This window comes from Bradyrhizobium cytisi (assembly GCF_008123515.1).
Classification (GTDB): domain Bacteria; phylum Pseudomonadota; class Alphaproteobacteria; order Rhizobiales; family Xanthobacteraceae; genus Bradyrhizobium; species Bradyrhizobium cytisi.
Genome location: NZ_VSSR01000029.1, coordinates 157,876 through 175,622, shown reverse-complemented (window position 1 = coordinate 175,622; position 17,747 = coordinate 157,876). Strand labels below are relative to the sequence as shown.

Here is a 17,747-nt window from a genome sequence, read left to right as displayed (position 1 = left end):
CATGCCAATGGAGGACCCTTGATCTTGATCAAAGTCGAGGGGCGACTTCCGCCGTTGACTCTGGTTGTTTGGTAACGGAGAACGGCATGTTGCAGTGCAGGAAGTTTCTCTTGGCATTCGTCATCATGATTGCGGCTCCCAGTGTTGCAGCTGCGCAAACAACGGACAGCAAGCCGCCTCCCTCCGAGCAAACCCTGCTTAAGCCCGAGCAACTCGAAGCACTCGTGGCGCCGATCGCGCTCTATCCCGACGAACTGCTCGCCAATGTGCTGGCGGCATCCACCTATCCTCTGGAAGTCGTGCAGGCCGATCGCTGGCTGAAAGAGCGCAAGACTCTGAAGGGCGATGCCCTGAAGACCGAGGTCGAGAAGCAGGCTTGGGACGACAGCATCAAGGCGCTGGCCTCGACCGCCGAGGTGTTGACCATGATGAGCGACAAGCTCGACTGGACCAAGGCGCTGGGCGACGCCGTGCTGGCGCAGCAGCCGGACGTGATGGATGCGGTCCAGCGGCTGCGGACCAAGGCCTACGACAACAAGAAGCTGGTCACCACCAAGCAGCAGAAGGTGAGCGTCAAAACCGAGGAAAGCAGGCAGGTGATCGTGATCGAACCGGCCGTGCCCGATACGATGTACGTTCCGTATTACGAGCCTGCGACGGTTTACGGCGCGTGGCCCTACACCGAATATCCGCCATACTACTTCGGCTATCCCTCCTATATCGGTGCGGGCGTCGTCGCAGCGGGTCTTGCCTTTGGCACCGCCTGGGCCATCGGCCGCTGGGGCAATTATTGGGGCGGCGGCTGCAATTGGGGCAACCGCAACGTCTATATCAATCATCGGACCCCCAATATCGGAAATGGCTGGCAGCACAACCCGTCGCATCGCCAAGGGGTGCGGTACAGCAATGCGAATGTTCAGCAGCGCTTCGGCAACAGCAACCTCAAGGCCGGGGCCGCCGACCGGATGGACTTCCGCGGACGCGGCGGACAGCAGGTGTTGAAGCCGGGACAGGATCGGCCAGGTACGGGAGATCGTTCCGTCGACCGTGCGGGAGATCGCGCAGGAGACCGTGCCGGGGACCGCGGTGATCGAGGTGGTGACCGACAAGGCGCGGGGGATCGTGCCAAGGCGGGAGGCGATCGCGCCAAAGGCGGCGGCGATCGCGCGGTCAAGGGGAGTGGTGCCAAGAATTCTGGCGCGAAGAATGCCAGCGCCAAAGCGGGTGGTGCCAGGGGCGGCGGCGCCAAGGCCGCGAACCGCGGCGGTGGCGGCGGCGCACTGAACGTGTCGTCGGTCCGCTCGGCGGCCGCGGCATCGGCTCGGGGTCATGCAAGCATGGCGAGCATGGGACCGCGCGGCGGCGGTGGCGCCAGCTTCGCCGGCCGAGGCGGCGGTGGAGGCTTCCACGGTGGTGGCGGCCGCGGAGGTGGTGGCGCCGGACGGCGTTCCGACATCGCGCTGAAGCACAACGTCGTTTTGCTCGGCCATCTCGCCAGCGGCCTCGGCTATTACCGCTTCAGTTACATCGGCAGCGACAAGGCCTATGTCGGCGTCATTGCGCAGGAAGTCGAAGACGTAACGCCGAAAGCCGTTACCCGCAGAGCCGACGGCTATCTCCGGGTCTATTACGAAAAGCTCGGTCTGAAATTCCGTACCTATCGCAATTGGCTCGAAAGCGGCGCGAGGATTCCTGCCGAGGTGACGCCATGATGGGTTTGAAGTCGCTTCATCGTGCAGCCTTGCCGACCATCATGGCGCTGGCGCTCCTCAGCTCGCCATCCCTGGCGCAGCAGTCCTATCCGACACCGGAGGATGCAGCAGTGGGGCTCGCCGCCGCCGTCAAAAGCGGACCGGACCGGGCCATCCTGAAAGTCCTCGGCAGCGCCGCCGAGGACATCGTCTCGTCCGGCGACGAGGTCGCCGACGTCGACATCCGGCAACGCTTCACCTCGATGTATGACGCCAAGCATTCGATCAAGACGGAGGGTAACAAGAAGGCGACGCTGATGCTGGGCCCGGACGACTTCCCGTTCCCGATCCCGCTCGTCAACACCAAGACCGGCTGGGAATTCGATACCGCCGAAGGCCGCATCGAAGTGCTGTATCGCCGCATCGGCCGCAATGAGCTCGACGCGATCCAGACCAGTCTCGCCTTTGTCGATGCCGAGAACGAATACGCCGACAAGGATCGCGGGGACGGAGCCGGCGTGTACGCACAGCGTATCGCAAGCAGTGCCGGCAAAAAGGATGGGTTGTTCTGGCGCGACGACAGCGATCCGAGCCCGCTCGGCGCACTGGCGGCACAGGCTTCGGCTGAAGGCTACAAGGCCGAGGAAGGGCCGGCGCCCTATCATGGCTACTATTTCCGCATCCTGAAGGGACAGGGGTCAAACGCGCCAGGGGGCGCACTTGACTATGTCATCAAGGGCAAGATGATCGGCGGTTTCGCGCTGATCGCCTGGCCTGGCGAGTACGGCAATTCCGGCGTGATGACCTTCCTGGTCAACCATGCAGGCATCGTCTACCAGAAGGATCTCGGGCCTCGAACCAAGGCCCTCGCTACCCGCATCACCGCGTTCGACCCGGACCAAACCTGGAAGAAGGTCGATGTTCCAAAGCCCTGAGCGACGGACGGAGTTGTTGCTTCAGTTACTTGGGCGTCTTGCGGCCATTGTGCTGCTCGCACTCCTTGTCCCCGCGACGCCCACCTTTGCGCAGGCCTCGGGTCAGGTCCGCGTCAAGATCATCAAGGCCGGGCTGCTGGTGGGCGGCGGCGCCGGGAACGGCGTGCTCACTTATCGCGGCCGCAACTACCCGTTCAGCGTCAGCGGATTGAGCTTGGGCGTTACCGCCGGCGCCAGCTTCGGTCGGCTCAAGGGTTGGGCTTCGGGCATTCGTGAGATCAGCGACTTCGCCGGCACGTACAGTTCGGTTGGCGGCGGGGCTGCCCTAGTCGGCGGCATCAATGGCGTTCAGCTGCGCAACGACAAAGGTGTCACGATGGTGCTGCAGGGACCAAAGGCTGGGCTGGAGTTCGCCGCTAACCTCAGCCAGATCACGATCTCCTTGAGGTGAACGTGTATCCCTCCGCTCGCCAAACGTTATGGAGATCTGTTCGACGAGCCGGTCTCCTGCTTCTGTTGGTCGTGATGTGGGGAATCGGAAGCTCACATGCAGCACCGCTGACGCCGTTTCGCTACGAGGGGCAGGCACAACGCCACTGCCCCGAAGACGAAGTGGTTTGGCTCGATTTCCGCGTGGGCCGGTACTATTCTCGAAAGCAAAAGCGCTACGGTTCTGGCCTTGAGGGCAGCTACGTCTGCCGGAAAGAGGCCAAAGCAAGTGGCTATGCCCGATCGTTGCTGGGGTTGCGGTAGAGGTGTTGTGAATTGGAGCGAAGGCGGAACGATCGTGATGCTCTCAAACCGCTACTGGACGGAAGCAGGAGCGGAAATGGGCATTTCCAGCTCGAAAACGGAGCCCTTGACGTCCGATTTGACCAGCCTCAGCTTTCCTCCACACCTTGCGGCCAAGTTGGAGGAGATGGCCAGCCCCAATCCCATACCGCCTTGTTTCGTCGTGAAGAACGGGTCGAAGATGCGCTCTTGATCACTTGGTGAGATGCCGGTGCCCGAGTCTTCAACGGACAAATGGACCGTTGTGCCACCATCAAGACCGGTTTTCATACGGAGCTCCCGTTGATCGGCTGGGACAGAACTCATTGCGTCAATCGCATTTTTGCAGAGGTTCAAGACAATTTGCTGAAGCTCAGTGCCGTCCAGGGCGATTGGAGGAATGTTGCCCTGAAACTCCGTAGCTACTGATACCCCATTGGCTAAGAGATCGTGCTTCAACAGTCTCAGCGCAAGCTCTACGATATCCTCGACGTTTGTCGAAGCGCCTCCGTGCCCCGTTTTGATTGTCATCTCGCGAATGCTCGATATGACGTCAGCGGCCCGGTTGCCGTCGGCTTCGATGTCACAGAGGATGTTCTCGAGGTCCTCCAGCTCGGGGGAGGCAGCTCGCAGGTGACTCAGGCCTGTCGCAGCATTGAGCGAGATCGCCCCCAAAGGAGATCTCAGCTCATGGGCGATCGCGCCAGTGACCGCGTCGATGCTGAGAATCCGGTTCGCTCGTTCTCGTCGCTGCAGGGCAATGACGCTGGCGAGGCTCGAATACAGAAACATCGTTTCGATGAGCAATACGGTTAGCAACATGCAGCTGCCGACTAGAACGAAGCCGCGTGCTGCATACCAACCGATGGTGAATCGAACCGAGCTGCCGATGATCGCCACCAGGAAATTGGGCAAGTAGGCGAGCAAAGTCACCATCAGCCAGAGGTCAAGAATGGTGCGCATGCGCACAAACAAGACGGCGAGAGCAGTCACGTTCCATAGCAAAAGTATCAGGTTGACCTGATTGCCGAGAGGCGTCTGATGCCTGACGTCGCTCACGTAGAAACTAGGGAGATATTCGGCTTTCGCGGTCACCATCCACGTCAGGCCTGCTATCGCGGCGGCGATGCAGCCGATGGCAATTGCGATCGCCGCTACTGCAGCTCTGCCTGGTCTGTCGGCGGGGGAATGATCCTTCGTGAACCCGTAGACCAGGATCGTCGCGGGAAAGACCGAGTGCCAAAGCACGTAAAGCCAAGCGGGGCTGTTCAGTCCATCCCCTATGGCACCTGCGGGAGCGTACCCGTTCGGAAAAGCGAGCGTCTGCAAGAATGCAAACGATCCGCTGAAGACGTATCCACTTGCGAGTGCGAGAAGCGCGCGCCGAGGTTGGATCGCAAATTGGGCAAACAGTAGGGCTGCCGTGATGAGTTCGGCCAGGCTCAAGGCAGTCTGTAAAACCGGGACGAAGCCATTGATCTGGCCCAGCTGGATTCTGGCGAACGGCGCAATGACCGCTGCAACGACAATGAGCGAGACGGCTACACCCACCGCCCAGGCCTTTTGGCGAGGGGTTGCGGGCATGTTCGCGATGATCAATGGGAATTCTTGCTCATCGTCGTGAGCGGGCTTGGCGGCCGCGTTGGCCGATCGCTGGCCCGCTTGCGCAATGTCCGGCCCTGATGCTGTCGCACCGCCGACAAGTCCCATGAACTTGCGCTGGCTCATGCCGTTTCCGAGTGCCCACCGGGGGACAGTTTACTTGTTCGGACGCCCTTTGATAGTCCGGAAGCGACCGGGATGTACATAATCAGGTGCGTCAATCGGGGCTTTGCTGCCGCTCCGTGCAGCGCGCTCCTCACGGACGCGCTGACCGCCACACGTGGCCCAGAAATATCTTAGGCTTTGCGGCGCCACCGAGCGCTCCCGCGCCGGAATTAGGCTCGCGGGACGAACCTGCGGATCGCTCGAGTTGGTCTTCGATACCTCTGCGAGCGGCGTCACTCATTCAGGAAGGTTCAGTTTCGACACGAAAATGTCTCCCTCTGGATCGTTTGAGGCGCCCTTGCGCCGGTGGGAGGCTGGCCGCCGACGAGAATAGTCACCCGGGTGCAGCGGAAAGCGTGAGCAGGGCTTAGGTAGAAGTTGCTCCGACCGCAACGCACGCCGAGATCCGACGCGCGACCTTGTCCCGGCACCCGGGAGTCAACCCGAGGCGGTTCCGCCGCAGGACGCGGCTAGGCCTGAGGATGCGCCATGGCTACTTCTGCATTCGGCGTACAGAAATTCATTGACGAGCGACCTTTCTTTTCATTCCAGTGATGTTGCCACAGAGCTGAGCCGTCTAGTTCGCCGGAATGGTCATCGTTTTTGAAGAACTCGCTGTCGCGCGGCGGAATGGCGGTTGCGTAACCTGCCGCCGCGGTCACAAGAGCGGCCAGTCTTTGCGGAAACAGCGCGGCCACTCCGTATGCGGCACGTGCTCCCCAGCCATAGCCGGCGAGCACGACGTCGTTCAGATTCAGCGCGTCCAGGAATTGCGACAGGTCGAGCGTGAGGGCCGCAATTGCGCCGCTGCGCATGATGGAGTCGTGCAGGAATTGGGGCGGCCCCGATCCACGAAGGTAGGGTGCGTAGATACAGAACTTGTGCCCGCCGAGCCCCGCGATCGTCTTGTCCCAGCATCGAACGTTGTCCGGCCAGCCATGCACAAGAACAAGCGGTCGGCCGTCGACCGGCCCCGTCCTCTCATAGGCAATGTCCAGCTCGTTGGTTCGGCAAACGAGCTGCTCGGGCTCCAGCACGCGCCCGGACGTGGGAGGGCTGTCGCCGGCCGTGCAGCTTCGCAATGTTGTCGAGACCCGCTTTCAAAAAATTTCTGACATCCTCGACCGTCCTTGCCCCGTCCGACGTTGGCTCGAATTCCGCTGACCATACGACGGTGCTGGAGCCGTCGTGGTTATCGTTCACCCGCAATTCGGCGGTGTAGTCGCGAACCGGCATGGCCGTCTTTTCCATTCGGTAGCGGTAAGAATGCCGTGCCGGCGCAGCCTCGAGCAAACGCTCGATCTGTCGATCTCCGTCCGTGCCTTCGGCCGTGCGGAGAGCACCTGCACGTTCGCCCTCACTCTCGACCTTGGACAATAATGGGTACCATTGCCCGACGGCGCCGAACCTGCCGATATCCGTCCAAAGCGCATCCGGCCTTTCGGTAATCCGCGTGGTCTCAACGACCCTGGTCATCGCGCGCTCCTCCCTATTTCAATATGACGGTTCGAGATCAATCATGCTGGTCCGTCTGTGCTCCCAGACGCTCGCCGCTGCCGTGATCGCGCAAAAAGGCGAGAAGTTGCCGTGAAAGATAGTCGGGATTTTCATCGGGCAACCAGTGTCCTGTCTTCGGCGCAACACCGCCATGCACGTCCTGCGCGACCTCCTTCGCCATCGCGGTTTCCGTCCAACCATTGCTCTTCTCGCCCGCCAGCGCCAGAACCGGCATCGACAGCTTTCTGCTCATGAATGTCTTGAAGCGCTGCTCGTCCTCAGGAAAGGCACGGTAGAGTTCGAACCCGGCCCTGAGACCGCCGGGAGCAGTGTAGGCGCGCGCGTATACGGCAACATCTTCATCGGCCACCGGCGCTGCGAGCCGCTTCTTGTAGAAGTCGGAAACATAGGCGTGCTCGCGACCGGCAACGAGCATCTCCGCGACGTCGCGCTGCTGATGCAGACCGAAATGCCAGATCTGCGGGTCCTGCTTGGCGAGCGCCTCGTCCCAAACTTGGGTGCCGGGCAAGGGCACGTCGAGCAGCGCGAGCTTGCTGATCTCGGCTGGCCATTGAGCCGCATAGGCGTAGGCGACCATCGCGCCGATGTCGCGGCCAACCAGATCAATCCGATCGCGGCCAAATTGATGAACCATGCTGCGGATATCGGCGGCCATGGTCGCCTTGTCATAACCACCTTGCGGCTTGTCCGAATCGCCCGCGCCGCGATAGTCCACCGCGACCACGCGAAATCCGGCCGCCGCCAGCGCCGGCATGACATGCCGCCAAGTATACCAGGTTTGCGGCCAGCCATGCAGGAGGATGATCATTTCGCCGCTGGCGGGACCGCCGACGACATAGTGCAAGCGCACGCCATTGGCCTCGATATAAGCATGCGTGAATTGCCGATCGAAATCGGCGGGCAGGCCGCTGCGCAAGGCGAGAGATGATGGTTCGTCGCCGGAGATCGGCTTCGGTCCCTCGGCGTGCGCCGCTTCGCACGCCGCCATACTCATGCTGAACGTTACGGCAAATGCGATTGTCCGGAGTGACAACGTGGCTTGTGCCTTTGAAAACCAACGCATGGGAGAACTTCCGTTGCTGGGCGAGGTGGGGCAAGTCGCCGCCCAACGACGGAGGCCGAAGCAAGTTCCTGTTGTTCCGGCGGGCCAGGTGACGCCAGCGGGATCCTGGCGCCGCTCAAATGCCGCAGGCATTGGAACGGGTATCGATCGCTCTCATTTGACGAGAGGGAAAATGCCCGATCGGGCTGTGAGGATCTGATCCGGTCGCATCGAGGTGCGAGCTCGGCAGGTCGTGTTCTCTGTTGTGGGAGATGCCATCATGACAATCGATTTCAATCACACGATTCTGGCGGCTCGCGACAGCAAGGCCTCGGCTGACTACCTCGCCGAGATGCTGGGATTGCCGGCGCCGCGGCGTTGGGGGCCGTTCTACATGGTGACGACCGACAACGGCGCCAATCTCGATTACATGGACTCGAAAGGCGAGATTGCGCATCAGCACTACGCATTTCTGGTTGGCGACGCCGAGTTCGACGCGATACTCGAGCGAATTTGCCAGCGGAACCTGGCCTATTGGGCCGATCCCGGTCGGCAAACAGCAGGCAAAATCAACAATCACGACGGCGGGCGCGGTATCTATTTCGAGGAGCTGAACGGGCACCTGCTCGAAATTATCACGCGTCCCTATGGGAGCGGCGGCTGGAATCCGTAACAAAGCCGGATTGTGCCGAGCCGGCGAAGCGCTTCCGTGGGTAATTGCAATGCGCTCGAAAAGCGGCACTCAAACCCCGGTGAGCATCATCCCGGCTTCCTGAAGAGTGCGCGCTACGACCCGATGCGCAAAGTGGACGAACGAGACATCGACGAGCGCGGCCTCGCTGAGAGACCGGGCTCAAACCGTCAGCGGCGTTTCCTTGCGCCTGTCTTCGTCGCGCGCCGGTTATAAGGAGAGCGATTGATCGGCTTCAACGAAATACCTTCGCGCTGAGCCTTGCTGCGAATCGCCGTGATCGGGCGTTGAAGCTTGATGCTCATCACTCCCGTGGGCGTATTGCCCTTCGCGAGCTGTCTCAACATTCTGACATCAGCCGTCGACCACGGCTGACGCGAGCGCCGCTTATATGAGGGGCTTGCCTTGCGCGGCCCCTTCTTGCCGATGGGCGAGGCGGGTCGTTTCCATGCTGCACGTGCCATTTCGGTCCTCCAAAAAAAACTAAGGCACGAATCAGCAGGTTTGTTCCATGCTCGCTCTACAGCGGTCCGTCGAGGCGCTATTCCTGCGGCGGCTGCCCGTTGGAGGCGGACACGCCACCATCAACCGCCACATTGGCCCCGGTCATGAAGCTCGCGTCTTCACTGGCGAGGAAGGCGATGACTGCGGCGACTTCCTTCGGCTCGCAGACGCGCCCCAACGGGATCCGCTCGGCGAACTTCGCGAGTAGTTTTTTGTCATCCATCATGTCTTCGGTCATTCCAGTGCGCGTGAGGCTCGGACAAACCGCGTTCACGCGGACGCCCTTCTTGCCGAAGTCGAGCGCAAGAGCTCGCGTAAGATTCACGACCGCCCCCTTGGCCGCGTTGTAGGGGCTCATGCCCCAGTCGCCGCCGGTCCCTGAAACCGATGCCGTGTTCACGATCGAGCCATTTGTCTTCTCAAGATGGGGTAGCGCTGCGCGGCAGCCGTAAAATACGCCATCGACGTCGATCGCCATGACGTTTCGCCACTTGTCGTCGGTGATCGCCGCCACATCGCCGCCTTCATGGACGCCGGCGTTGTTCACGATAACGTCCAAACGTCCGAAGCGCTCGAGGACTGCGGCGACCATACGGTCAACCGCCTTCGAATCCGATACGTCGGCGCCATGAGCCATGGTCTTGTCGACGGGCAGGCTCTTGGCGACTTTCTCAAGGAGATCTTTGTTGCGGTCAACCATGGCCACTTTGGCGCCCTCAGCCACGAAGCGACGTGCCGTGGCTTCTCCGATGCCGGAAGGCGCCCCTGTGACGATGATGACCTTGCCATGGAACCTTTCGGACATCTGAGACGCTCCTGCATCTGCCCGTCGGACAACCCTCTTCGCGTCCATTGGGGTCCTAACTCGTCAGGGCGAGGCTTCTCAGGAACGAAGTCCGAGGCGATCGATTGTTGGACGAAGCTCAAACGAAGGAGTGGACCGATGGATCTGACTGGAAAAAAGATCGCCATTCTCGCAACGAACGGCTGCGAACAGGCCGAGCTTGAGGTGCCTCAGGAACGGCTGAAGAAGGCCGGTGCGACGGTCCATGTCGTCTCGATCACCGCTGGCGAGATCAAGGGCTGGGACAAGAAGGATTGGGGCCAACCGGTGAAGGTCGACAAGACGCTCGACGAGGCTTCGGCCAACGATTACGACGCGATCGTGTTGCCCGGCGGCCAGATCAATCCGGATCTCCTGCGGGTCGAACCGAAAGCGCTGAAGTTCATCAAGGACATCTTCGATGCCAAGAAAGTCGTCGCGGCGGTCTGCCACGCCCCTTGGCTTCTGATCGAGACAGGAATCGCGAAGGGCCGCAAGATGACCTCGTTCAAATCGATCAAGACCGACGTCGCGAATGCCGGCGCGAAGTGGGAGGATGCCGAGGTAGTCGTCGACCAAGGCGTCATCACCTCTCGCAATCCCGGTGATCTCGAGGCGTTTTGCGTCAAGATAGTCGAGGAGGTCAAGGAAGGCCGGCACACGCAGCGCAGCGCGGCTTGATGGCGGTGAGAACCGCAAAGATAGCGGCCAAGGCCGGCCTCGATTGCCGAGCAGTCTGAGTGCATCTGGCCGGCCCGTTTTTACGCCGTTCGTGTTGACTTCGGCGGATGCGAACATCGTCGGATGGCCATCAATGCACCGTCGTGTGATTTCCACCCCGAGCGAACAGCAAGCGACAACGAGATTGGGCGCGGAGGAACGAAGGTGGTCTGGCGAGTTATATGGTTCGTGAAGGTCCCGCTCAGACACCTTCGCCCCCGTGGAAAGGGCGAGGGGTGGAGAGACCATCCTCAAGACACTGGCAAGGAAAGCGATCTTCGTGGCTGGATTGGCAGGCGCGGCCGTTCTCGCGCTGATGATCCTGATCCTTACGCGGCAGCTCAGCCCTAGCGGATCGCCATCCACATGCCCATGACGACCATCATCAAATTTTCCGTCAGCGAAATGAATCCGAGTGGAACCTTGCTGTCGCCTCCGACGCATGCGCATTTGAGCTCGCGGTGATCGAAATAAACGGCCTTGAAGACGGAGGTGGCTCCTATTCCGCCGATGACGATCGCGATCGGTATAGCGACCCACCTCAACGGGCCGCCGGCAATCATGAGTACGCCGGCAATGGCTTCGCCGAATGGATAGACATAAGCATAACGCACGTTTCTTTGGGCCAGAAGATCGTAGCCAAGGAACATGTTCGAAAAGGCTTCCAGATCCCGAAGCTTCAGGATCGCCAGGATGCACATGCTGAATGCCACGAACCATTCCGGGGCGCGTAGCGTCATCAACGTTCCACTGGCTGCCCACGTTGCCGCCAGCGCTATGGCCAGCGCCGTTGCGAAGACCGCTATGACGGGTTGATAGCTGGCCGCGTTTGGAGCGGCGATCGGTTTGTGGAAATACCGCCGAAGGTCGTCGTAGCCTCCAATGCGAGTCCCGGTGATGAACGTTTGCGGCGTCGTTTCGACGCGATGGTTTGCCATGAAGGCGTCCGTCTCGGCCCGGCTCTTGAGCTGATGGTCTTCGACATCAAACCCCTGGCGCTGCAAGAGGTCCAGCGATTTGAGGCCGAAAGGGCAGATGTGCTCGGGCGTCACCATTCGATAGAGAGCCGCCGATTTCCTGCGCGTCTGATCCAACATTCCCAACCCATCAGTTCTGGGCTTCTGAAAAAACGCGGTCGAAGCCCGTCAGGTGAACGGGACGCCGTAATGGTCGCTGACGCTTCGCGGTGCGGAAGCCGAGCGCAGCGTACAATACCTTGCTGCTGATCTTGTCGATCATGATGCGCCCGATCGTGCCGATCCTCTGCCTATCTGAGCCGTAAAACGGTCGTACCTTCGCCTTGTCACTCCCGATCAAGTTGCCCCTCTCTCGCGTTTCGCTCGTCATGGTTCGCCGCAGCGGTCTTTTGTCCTCAATACGGCGTGCCGCCGGAGGTTCCTATCGCTGCCGCACCAGCGCAGGCGGCAATCCGCCGCGCTCAAGGACCGACGGTCCCGGAAAACTGACGATGGAAACTTCCACGGTCCGGCTCGTTGGTTTCGCGGATCATGGAGGACCCTATGACGCGATTGCAAGAGAAGGCCAAGGCGCGGACCAAGCGGATCATCGGGCAAATGGTCGGCGACAACGAGCTGGTGGAAGAGGGCAAGGAGGAGCATCGGCGGGCCGAAGGATACGAGGCCGCTGACGCTGGCGACCGGACAGAAGGCGAGACCCGTGATAACCCGGCGACCAAACCAAGGCGCGGGATTGTCCGATGAAATCGAAGTCGATCAATGACGGCGCAGAGCGGACTTTCGTCCTGATTCTCGATCAAGGCGAAGAGGCTTTTGAATCCATCACGGAATTCGCAGATCGCGAGCGGATCGCGGGCGCTTCCGTATCAGCAATTGGTGCCTTCTCGGGAGCCAAGGTCGGCTGGTTTGATTTCGCTGCAAAAGCATACAAGCCGATCGAAGTGAAAGAGCAATGCGAGGTTCTGAGCCTGCTCGGTGATGTGGCGCAAGGTGATGACGGCAAGGCCAGTTTGCATCTGCACGCAGTCCTCGGCCTAAAGGATGGTACGCTCCGTGGCGGTCATTTCCTGTCGGGAGCAGTTCAGCCGACGCTGGAGGTGACGATCATCGAGACTGCGCTGCACCTTCGTCGCAAGAAACGCAGCGATCTCGGTATCGCGCTCATCAGCATCTAGAGGAAGACGCGCGGACGGTTGCGAACATGAGGAAGCGGCATTTCTGACTGGTTCTGAATTGGACTGGATTGGGGACGTGCGATGGACATGCCGATGTATCGAACGCCGGCGGACATTGCCATACGGCTAGCGTTGACCATGTTCGCCGGTGGCATCATAGGCCTCAACCGAGGCGCGCTGGCCCGCGGCGGGGTTCAGGACGACCATCCCGGTGTGTCTCGCTGCGTCCGTTGCCATGATCCAGGCCAATATCCTGCTGCCGTTGGCCGGTAAGACTTCCGAGCCGTCTTCCGTCATGGATCTCATGCGGCTGCCGCTAGGCATTTTGACCGGCGTAGGCTTTATCGGGGGCGGCACGATCCTGAAGGGCGGCGTCGCGTGGAAGCAGCCCGAACAGGAGGAAGTGCCACTGGATTTGTTGCGAATCGTCGAAAACAAATTCGAGCTCAAGGCATTCGAACTCACGACCGACGGCGGACGCTGATTTGCGGCGTCGAGCCCCGCCTTTCCGGTGTAGGAGCCGAATCCGACTGTCCGCGTTATCTTCGTGGACGGTTGGGAATCGATGATGGAAACGCTTGAGCGATATCTCGACAGGAAGCGCGAAGAATTCGAGCTGTTGAACGGCTCCCTTAAAAACCCAATGACCATTCGTCGGCCGGAATCCGTCGCCGAAGTGATTGAACGCAAATTCCACCTCGCTGCGGCGCTAAAGGCAGAGCACGACCTTCACGATTGGGCGCTGACTGAAACGGCCTGGGCCCAGCCAGCCCGGCGGCGGTCCGGACCGTTTGAATTCAGCTACGACTATCAGCGTGCTGATCTCGAGGTCACTGGCCCGTCGTTCTACCAACTCGAAGATTTCGAAGTTGACGCGTGCATTTATACCTCATCCGGTATGGCGGCGATATCGGCCCTGCTGCTGGCCTCCGCCCGCGTCGTGGGTGAAGCTGAATTGCTGCTCTTGCCCGGATCTTATAGCGAAACGGTCGAGCTCATTGACCTTCATGTCCGGCACTTGACGCCCCGGGTATTGGATAAGCCGCTCGGTGAAACGGTGTTGCGGGCTCGGCGACCCCAAATGCTGTTCCTCGATTCCTGCGCGGCGGCCGACGACTTTGCAGCGACGCTACGGTGCGCGAAGCCCGAGCTGGATTTGGTGATCTTTGACACGACCTGCTTCTCGAGCGGTTCGGGGCGCATCCGTCGGGTGATTGACTGGACGCGACGTCATCAGATTCCTGTCGTCCTTGTTCGCAGTCACACCAAGCTGGACTCTCTCGGACTGGAATATGGCCGGCTTGGATCTGTCGCGTTTCTTGGCGGCGGTCCGGCGGGCGTCGCGCGGCACTTCTCGCTGCGGAGCCTGATTGGGGAGACGCGCATTGCCGTTAGACTACTCGGAGGCGCGGCGCTGCCCGCACACTTTCCGCCTTATGCGGGCAGTCGGGCTTATCGACGTCTGACTAATAAGCGTATTGCGGCTATCTTGCGCAACAGCAGGCGTACAGTGCGTTGCTTTGCCTCGGAGCTTGCTTGCGCCGCTGCAGAACTTCATTTCGCTCACGGATTATATGTCACGCTTGCTCCCTTGAGAGCGCTGGATGAACGGCAGGCAAAGGAGGTCGCTGCGGAGTTAAGCCAGGACTTGGCCAAGGCCGGTCTGCCGCTGCGACACGCAGGGAGTTTTGGCTTCGATTTCGGCGCCGCCGAATGGAGCTACGATGGGAGACGCGAACGCCACGTCGTGAGGCTTGCGGTGCCAGATCTGCCAACGGCACTCTGGGACGAAGTCGCCTTGGCTGCGGCGAACTGGTGGAATGCGTGGCAGGCGCCATCGCGTAAGGCCTAGGTATTGGCCGGCCGTTCGCGGGCTTGTCCCTGGTTAGGTGGTGAGAAAACAGAAGGAGCTTCCAAGCGTAGCCCTACACGACGGGCTGCTTGTCCTTACGTAACTGGTCCAAAACGGCGCGGTCGATCTTCAGATGTGCATGAACCAGCTCCGGCGGCGTGAGCGCCATCCATTGTGCCAGCGACACGTCCATGAAACGTGGCGCCTTGAACAATTCGAGAAAGCGTAGCGGCTCGCTGCCGGCATTCTCGACGAAATGGCTCATCGACATCGGCACGTATCCGACGTCGCCTGCCCGGTAGTCGAACGTGCGAGCGCGAGCCTCGGCAGCAAACACAGTCATTCTCGCCTTGCCTGATATGTAATATTGCCACTCGTCGGCATTCGGGTGCCAATGCAGCTCCCGCATGTGACCCGGATTGACCTCGACTAGGGCCGCGGCGACGTCGGTGGAAATAGGGAAATTGCGGGTGTCGGCTATTCTAACGTTACCGCCCGGGTATTGCGTTGCAGGCTGTTGCATGAGCCTGAAGACCATGTCTGACGGCACCTCGCCCAGGCGATTGCGAACCGCGTCGGCCGATAGGTTTTGCGGTGGTGGCTCGGCTTGAAAGATGAACAGCTCCTCCTTCGGGATACGATCGAGCGCATTGATGCCAATGCCGAGATTTTTCGCCAGCGTGCTGCGGTCGTTGTGGGTGAACAGGTCCGTGATCGCAAACGTACTGTCCTCCGAGAACTCGCCGTCAGGAAACGCCAGCAGGAATTCGCAACCGTCGTCCGGCAGCCCTTGAATCGAATGCGGGATGCCAGCCGGAAAATACCAGAGGTCACCAGGGCCGACATCGGCAATGAAGTTGTGGCCGTCATTGTCGACCGCCGTAATACGCGCCCTTCCGGCCAGCATGAACGACCATTCGGCTTGTTTGTGCCAATGAAGCTCTCGGACGCCACCCGACGTCAAGCGCATGTTGACGCCCGCCATCGTGGTCGAAATCGGCAGTTCGCGCTGTGTGACCTCGCGGGACCAGCCACCTTCGCGCATCTTCATATGAGCGTCCGCAAACGAGAACCGGAGATTGGGCATTGAGCCGTGATCTGTCGAGGGCGGACGCAGGATGTCAGGATTTTCCTGCTCTCGCTCCGGGTTGCGCGGGCCTGCAATCGGGGCCCCGTTGCTGTTCATCACGGGCTCGCTCATTTCCTGAGCGCTGGCTGCGGTAAGGCCCAGAGCGGCCACAGACGCCAGGAGAGTTCGCCGGGTCGGAGAGTTACCTGGAGGGTTCATAGCCTGCTCCTCTCGGGCGAACGCCCGCAACCGTCCGCAGTTCCAAACTCACGAAGGCGTGGCATCGGCCCTGCTGCGAAATTGCAACCCGAAGCTTTCAAGGCGGTTTGCTGGGCCAGCGAAGCTTCCATTTCAACTCCAGGAGCGACGGCATGCCGGGCATTTTCGATCTGGATCGACGAGACGTCATTTCCGGCGCCGCGACGGGGCTCGCGCTCGCAGGCACTGCGGCGAGTCCTGCCATGGACGCTCCCCCAACAGACACGAAGCCTTCGGTATCGTCGCAGCCTGCGCCGGAATTGGGTGACGAGGAGACGACAGCCGACATTCTGGTCGAGACCCTGATCGCCTGGGGCGCAACGCACGCCTTCGGCATTGTTGGAGACGGCATCAACTCCATCGTCGAGGCGTTGCGCAAGCGCTCCGACCGCATTCGCTATGTCGGCGTGCGGCATGAAGAAGCTGCGGCCTTCATGGCGTCGGGCTTTGCCAAGCACACCGGCCGGCTTGGCGTCTGTGTCGGCACGACCGGACCCGGTGCGATCCATTTGCTCAATGGTCTCTACGACGCTGCCTTCGATGGCGCACCAGTCGTGGCGTTCACCGGCCTGACTTTCCACGATCTCACGGGTGTCCGTTATCAGCAGAGCGTGGATACCGTCAGGCTGATGCAGGGCGTGGCGCTGTACAATGAGGCGGTCAGCGGGCCGGAGCATGCGGTCATCGTCGGCAACCGCGCCTGCCGGGCGGCGTTCGGCGATCGCGGCGTCGCGCATCTGGCCGTCTCGAAGGACGTGCAGGTGGTGAAACGCTCCGCGGACCGGAGATCAATGCGAAATCCAGGCGCCCGCACCTCGTCATCCTGGACGGTTCCGCTCGCGCCGGCCCCGGAAGATCAAATCCGCGCGGCGGCGGAAGTCCTGAATTCCGGGCGTCGCATTGCCATTCTGGCGGGGCAGGGCGCGCTGCATGCGCGTGAGGAAGTCACGCAGCTCGCCGATGTCCTGGGCGCTCCCGTCGCCAAGTCGCTGCTTGGCAAGGCCGTGCTCGCCGACGAGTCACCGCTGACGACCGGCGGCATCGGTGACCTCGGCACAGCACCATCATCCTGGGCAATGAAGAATTGCGACACCGTGCTGATCCTTGGGTCGACCATGCCGTGGGAGGAATACTACCCGCGTCCGGGACAGGCGCGCGGGATCCAGATCGATCTCAAGGCCGACCGCGTCGGCCTGCGCTATCCGGTCGAGGTCGGGCTCGTGGCGGACGTCAAGGCCAGCCTCAGAGCCATGTTGCCGTTGTTGCGACGCAACGGCGACCGGTCGTTCCTGATCGAGGCGCAGCAGCGCATGTCCGACTGGAACGGCATGCTCAAGAAGATTGAGACGGACCGGTGCGCGCCTTTGCGTCCGCAGATGGTGGTACGCGCGTTGAGCGACCTCTTGGCTGACGACGCCATCATCTCACTCGACTGCGGCGCCAACACCCATTTTGCGGCGCGTTGTCTTCGCCTTCGCGAAAACCAGCGCCTGACGGGCACCGGCATGCTGGCCAGCATGGCGCCAGGCCTCCCATTCGCAATCGCGGCACAACTGGCATGGCCGAAGCGGCAGCCGGTGGCCGTCGTCGGCGATGGCGGCTTTGCCATGCTGATGGCCGAACTTTCAACCGCAGTCGCGCAAGGTCTCCCGGTCAAGATCATCCTGCTCAAGAATAACAGTCTCGCGGAGGTCATGTTCGAGCAGCGCGAGATCGGTAATCCGGAGTTCGGCTGCGGGCTGGCGCCGATTGATTTCGTGAGCTTTGCGAAAGCCTGTGGCGCCGATGCGTTCCGCTGCGTGACGCCAGACGAGATCAAGCCGGCTATTCGAGCCGCGCTGGACTCGAGGAAACCCGCCTTGGTCGAAGCGGTCGTGGATGCCGAGGAAAAGCCGACAAAACCGGAGCAGTTGAAAGCCTAATCCGGGTGTCAGGCGTCTCGTCGCAGGATGCC

The 17,747-nt window shown here is 61.1% G+C and carries 19 protein-coding genes and 1 pseudogene; 11 read left to right on the top strand and 9 right to left on the bottom strand.

Features of this window, described 5'->3' with window-relative positions; genetic code table 11:
- Positions 1 to 86 precede the first annotated feature (86 nt).
- From FXB38_RS19150 to FXB38_RS45055, 4 genes are all read left to right on the top strand, one after another.
- Positions 87 to 1,712: a DUF3300 domain-containing protein gene (locus tag FXB38_RS19150; protein ID WP_148752525.1), complete on the top strand. Its 1,626-nt coding sequence runs from the start codon at positions 87 to 89 to the stop codon at positions 1,710 to 1,712.
- A complete protein-coding gene (locus FXB38_RS19145; protein WP_148752524.1) occupies positions 1,709 to 2,626 on the top strand; it encodes a DUF2950 domain-containing protein in 918 nt (305 codons plus the stop codon). The genes FXB38_RS19150 and FXB38_RS19145 overlap by 4 nt, the downstream gene beginning before the upstream one ends.
- Positions 2,610 to 3,077, top strand: a complete 468-nt coding sequence (locus FXB38_RS19140; protein WP_148752523.1) for a hypothetical protein — start codon at positions 2,610 to 2,612, stop codon at positions 3,075 to 3,077. Before FXB38_RS19145 ends, FXB38_RS19140 begins: the two co-directional genes overlap by 17 nt.
- Positions 3,078 to 3,151: 74 nt before the next feature.
- On the top strand, positions 3,152 to 3,379 hold the full coding sequence (locus FXB38_RS45055; RefSeq protein WP_148752629.1) for a hypothetical protein: 228 nt from the start codon (positions 3,152 to 3,154) through the stop codon (positions 3,377 to 3,379).
- Positions 3,380 to 3,430: 51 nt separating this feature from the next.
- Here FXB38_RS45055 and FXB38_RS19130 read toward each other — a convergent pair whose 3' ends face one another.
- The 4 genes from FXB38_RS19130 to FXB38_RS19115 form a co-directional block, all read right to left on the bottom strand.
- On the bottom strand, positions 3,431 to 5,125 hold the full coding sequence (locus FXB38_RS19130) for an MASE4 domain-containing protein (protein WP_148752522.1): 1,695 nt from the start codon (positions 5,123 to 5,125) through the stop codon (positions 3,431 to 3,433).
- A gap of 509 nt (positions 5,126 to 5,634) precedes the next feature.
- A complete protein-coding gene (locus FXB38_RS19125; protein WP_148752521.1) occupies positions 5,635 to 6,201 on the bottom strand; it encodes an alpha/beta fold hydrolase in 567 nt (188 codons plus the stop codon).
- Positions 6,146 to 6,640: an SRPBCC family protein gene (locus tag FXB38_RS19120; protein ID WP_148752520.1), complete on the bottom strand. Its 495-nt coding sequence runs from the start codon at positions 6,638 to 6,640 to the stop codon at positions 6,146 to 6,148. The genes FXB38_RS19125 and FXB38_RS19120 overlap by 56 nt, the downstream gene beginning before the upstream one ends.
- 37 nt (positions 6,641 to 6,677) lie before the next feature.
- On the bottom strand, positions 6,678 to 7,676 hold the full coding sequence (locus tag FXB38_RS19115) for an alpha/beta fold hydrolase (protein ID WP_210250926.1): 999 nt from the start codon (positions 7,674 to 7,676) through the stop codon (positions 6,678 to 6,680).
- 328 nt (positions 7,677 to 8,004) lie between these two features.
- Here FXB38_RS19115 and FXB38_RS19110 point away from each other — a divergent pair, with 328 nt between their 5' ends.
- Entirely contained in the window at positions 8,005 to 8,397 is a 393-nt protein-coding gene (locus FXB38_RS19110; RefSeq protein ID WP_148752519.1) for a VOC family protein, read from the top strand.
- Positions 8,398 to 8,585: 188 nt separating this feature from the next.
- Here FXB38_RS19110 and FXB38_RS19105 read toward each other — a convergent pair whose 3' ends face one another.
- Positions 8,586 to 8,879 carry a hypothetical protein gene (locus FXB38_RS19105; protein ID WP_148752518.1) on the bottom strand — a complete coding sequence of 98 codons (294 nt, stop codon included), beginning with the start codon at positions 8,877 to 8,879 and terminating at the stop codon, positions 8,586 to 8,588.
- A gap of 77 nt (positions 8,880 to 8,956) precedes the next feature.
- Positions 8,957 to 9,724: a meso-2,3-butanediol dehydrogenase gene (budC, locus tag FXB38_RS19100; protein WP_210250924.1), complete on the bottom strand. Its 768-nt coding sequence runs from the start codon at positions 9,722 to 9,724 to the stop codon at positions 8,957 to 8,959.
- 138 nt (positions 9,725 to 9,862) lie between these two features.
- Here budC and FXB38_RS19095 point away from each other — a divergent pair, with 138 nt between their 5' ends.
- Complete coding sequence (locus FXB38_RS19095; RefSeq protein ID WP_148752516.1) at positions 9,863 to 10,423, top strand: type 1 glutamine amidotransferase domain-containing protein; 561 nt, start codon at positions 9,863 to 9,865, stop codon at positions 10,421 to 10,423.
- A gap of 386 nt (positions 10,424 to 10,809) precedes the next feature.
- Here FXB38_RS19095 and FXB38_RS19085 read toward each other — a convergent pair whose 3' ends face one another.
- Positions 10,810 to 11,559, bottom strand: a complete 750-nt coding sequence (locus FXB38_RS19085; protein ID WP_148752514.1) for a MauE/DoxX family redox-associated membrane protein — start codon at positions 11,557 to 11,559, stop codon at positions 10,810 to 10,812.
- 10 nt (positions 11,560 to 11,569) lie between these two features.
- Positions 11,570 to 11,701 carry a hypothetical protein gene (locus FXB38_RS44865; protein WP_347340231.1) on the bottom strand — a complete coding sequence of 44 codons (132 nt, stop codon included), beginning with the start codon at positions 11,699 to 11,701 and terminating at the stop codon, positions 11,570 to 11,572.
- Positions 11,702 to 11,982: 281 nt separating this feature from the next.
- Between FXB38_RS44865 and FXB38_RS19080 the strand changes: the two genes are divergently transcribed.
- The 4 genes and pseudogenes from FXB38_RS19080 to FXB38_RS19065 all read left to right on the top strand — a co-directional run bounded on the left by FXB38_RS19080 (position 11,983) and on the right by FXB38_RS19065 (position 14,466).
- Complete coding sequence (locus FXB38_RS19080; RefSeq protein ID WP_148752513.1) at positions 11,983 to 12,183, top strand: hypothetical protein; 201 nt, start codon at positions 11,983 to 11,985, stop codon at positions 12,181 to 12,183.
- On the top strand, positions 12,180 to 12,614 hold the full coding sequence (locus tag FXB38_RS19075; RefSeq protein WP_148752512.1) for a PPC domain-containing DNA-binding protein: 435 nt from the start codon (positions 12,180 to 12,182) through the stop codon (positions 12,612 to 12,614). The genes FXB38_RS19080 and FXB38_RS19075 overlap by 4 nt, the downstream gene beginning before the upstream one ends.
- 87 nt (positions 12,615 to 12,701) lie before the next feature.
- A pseudogene (locus FXB38_RS43860) lies at positions 12,702 to 12,987 on the top strand (MgtC/SapB family protein); the annotation flags it as partial.
- A gap of 192 nt (positions 12,988 to 13,179) precedes the next feature.
- Entirely contained in the window at positions 13,180 to 14,466 is a 1,287-nt protein-coding gene (locus tag FXB38_RS19065) for a PLP-dependent aminotransferase family protein (RefSeq protein ID WP_347340230.1), read from the top strand.
- A 73-nt stretch (positions 14,467 to 14,539) separates the two neighbouring features.
- On the opposite strand, the gene FXB38_RS19060 is transcribed toward FXB38_RS19065, so the two are convergent.
- Positions 14,540 to 15,754 (bottom strand): oxalate decarboxylase family bicupin, encoded by a 1,215-nt coding sequence (locus tag FXB38_RS19060; RefSeq protein WP_148752511.1) that lies wholly within the window; start codon positions 15,752 to 15,754, stop codon positions 14,540 to 14,542.
- Positions 15,755 to 15,906: 152 nt separating this feature from the next.
- Here FXB38_RS19060 and FXB38_RS19055 point away from each other — a divergent pair, with 152 nt between their 5' ends.
- Complete coding sequence (locus FXB38_RS19055; RefSeq protein WP_210250922.1) at positions 15,907 to 17,715, top strand: thiamine pyrophosphate-dependent enzyme; 1,809 nt, start codon at positions 15,907 to 15,909, stop codon at positions 17,713 to 17,715.
- Positions 17,716 to 17,747: the final 32 nt, after the last annotated feature.

Bases quoted from the DNA above. Each gene is read 5' to 3' on its own strand.
- FXB38_RS19150 (WP_148752525.1), top strand. From the start codon at position 87: ATGTTGCAGTGCAGGAAGTTTCTCTTGGCATTCGTCATCATGATTGCG.
- FXB38_RS19145 (WP_148752524.1), top strand. From the start codon at position 1,709: ATGATGGGTTTGAAGTCGCTTCATCGTGCAGCCTTGCCGACCATCATG.
- FXB38_RS19140 (WP_148752523.1), top strand. From the start codon at position 2,610: ATGTTCCAAAGCCCTGAGCGACGGACGGAGTTGTTGCTTCAGTTACTT.
- FXB38_RS45055 (WP_148752629.1), top strand. From the start codon at position 3,152: ATGTGGGGAATCGGAAGCTCACATGCAGCACCGCTGACGCCGTTTCGC.
- FXB38_RS19130 (WP_148752522.1), bottom strand. From the start codon at position 5,125: ATGAGCCAGCGCAAGTTCATGGGACTTGTCGGCGGTGCGACAGCATCA.
- FXB38_RS19120 (WP_148752520.1), bottom strand. From the start codon at position 6,640: ATGACCAGGGTCGTTGAGACCACGCGGATTACCGAAAGGCCGGATGCG.
- FXB38_RS19115 (WP_210250926.1), bottom strand. From the start codon at position 7,676: ATGAGTATGGCGGCGTGCGAAGCGGCGCACGCCGAGGGACCGAAGCCG.
- FXB38_RS19110 (WP_148752519.1), top strand. From the start codon at position 8,005: ATGACAATCGATTTCAATCACACGATTCTGGCGGCTCGCGACAGCAAG.
- FXB38_RS19105 (WP_148752518.1), bottom strand. From the start codon at position 8,879: ATGGCACGTGCAGCATGGAAACGACCCGCCTCGCCCATCGGCAAGAAG.
- budC (WP_210250924.1), bottom strand. From the start codon at position 9,724: ATGTCCGAAAGGTTCCATGGCAAGGTCATCATCGTCACAGGGGCGCCT.
- FXB38_RS19095 (WP_148752516.1), top strand. From the start codon at position 9,863: ATGGATCTGACTGGAAAAAAGATCGCCATTCTCGCAACGAACGGCTGC.
- FXB38_RS19085 (WP_148752514.1), bottom strand. From the start codon at position 11,559: ATGTTGGATCAGACGCGCAGGAAATCGGCGGCTCTCTATCGAATGGTG.
- FXB38_RS44865 (WP_347340231.1), bottom strand. From the start codon at position 11,701: ATGATCGACAAGATCAGCAGCAAGGTATTGTACGCTGCGCTCGGCTTC.
- FXB38_RS19080 (WP_148752513.1), top strand. From the start codon at position 11,983: ATGACGCGATTGCAAGAGAAGGCCAAGGCGCGGACCAAGCGGATCATC.
- FXB38_RS19075 (WP_148752512.1), top strand. From the start codon at position 12,180: ATGAAATCGAAGTCGATCAATGACGGCGCAGAGCGGACTTTCGTCCTG.
- FXB38_RS19065 (WP_347340230.1), top strand. From the start codon at position 13,180: ATGATGGAAACGCTTGAGCGATATCTCGACAGGAAGCGCGAAGAATTC.
- FXB38_RS19060 (WP_148752511.1), bottom strand. From the start codon at position 15,754: ATGAACCCTCCAGGTAACTCTCCGACCCGGCGAACTCTCCTGGCGTCT.
- FXB38_RS19055 (WP_210250922.1), top strand. From the start codon at position 15,907: ATGCCGGGCATTTTCGATCTGGATCGACGAGACGTCATTTCCGGCGCC.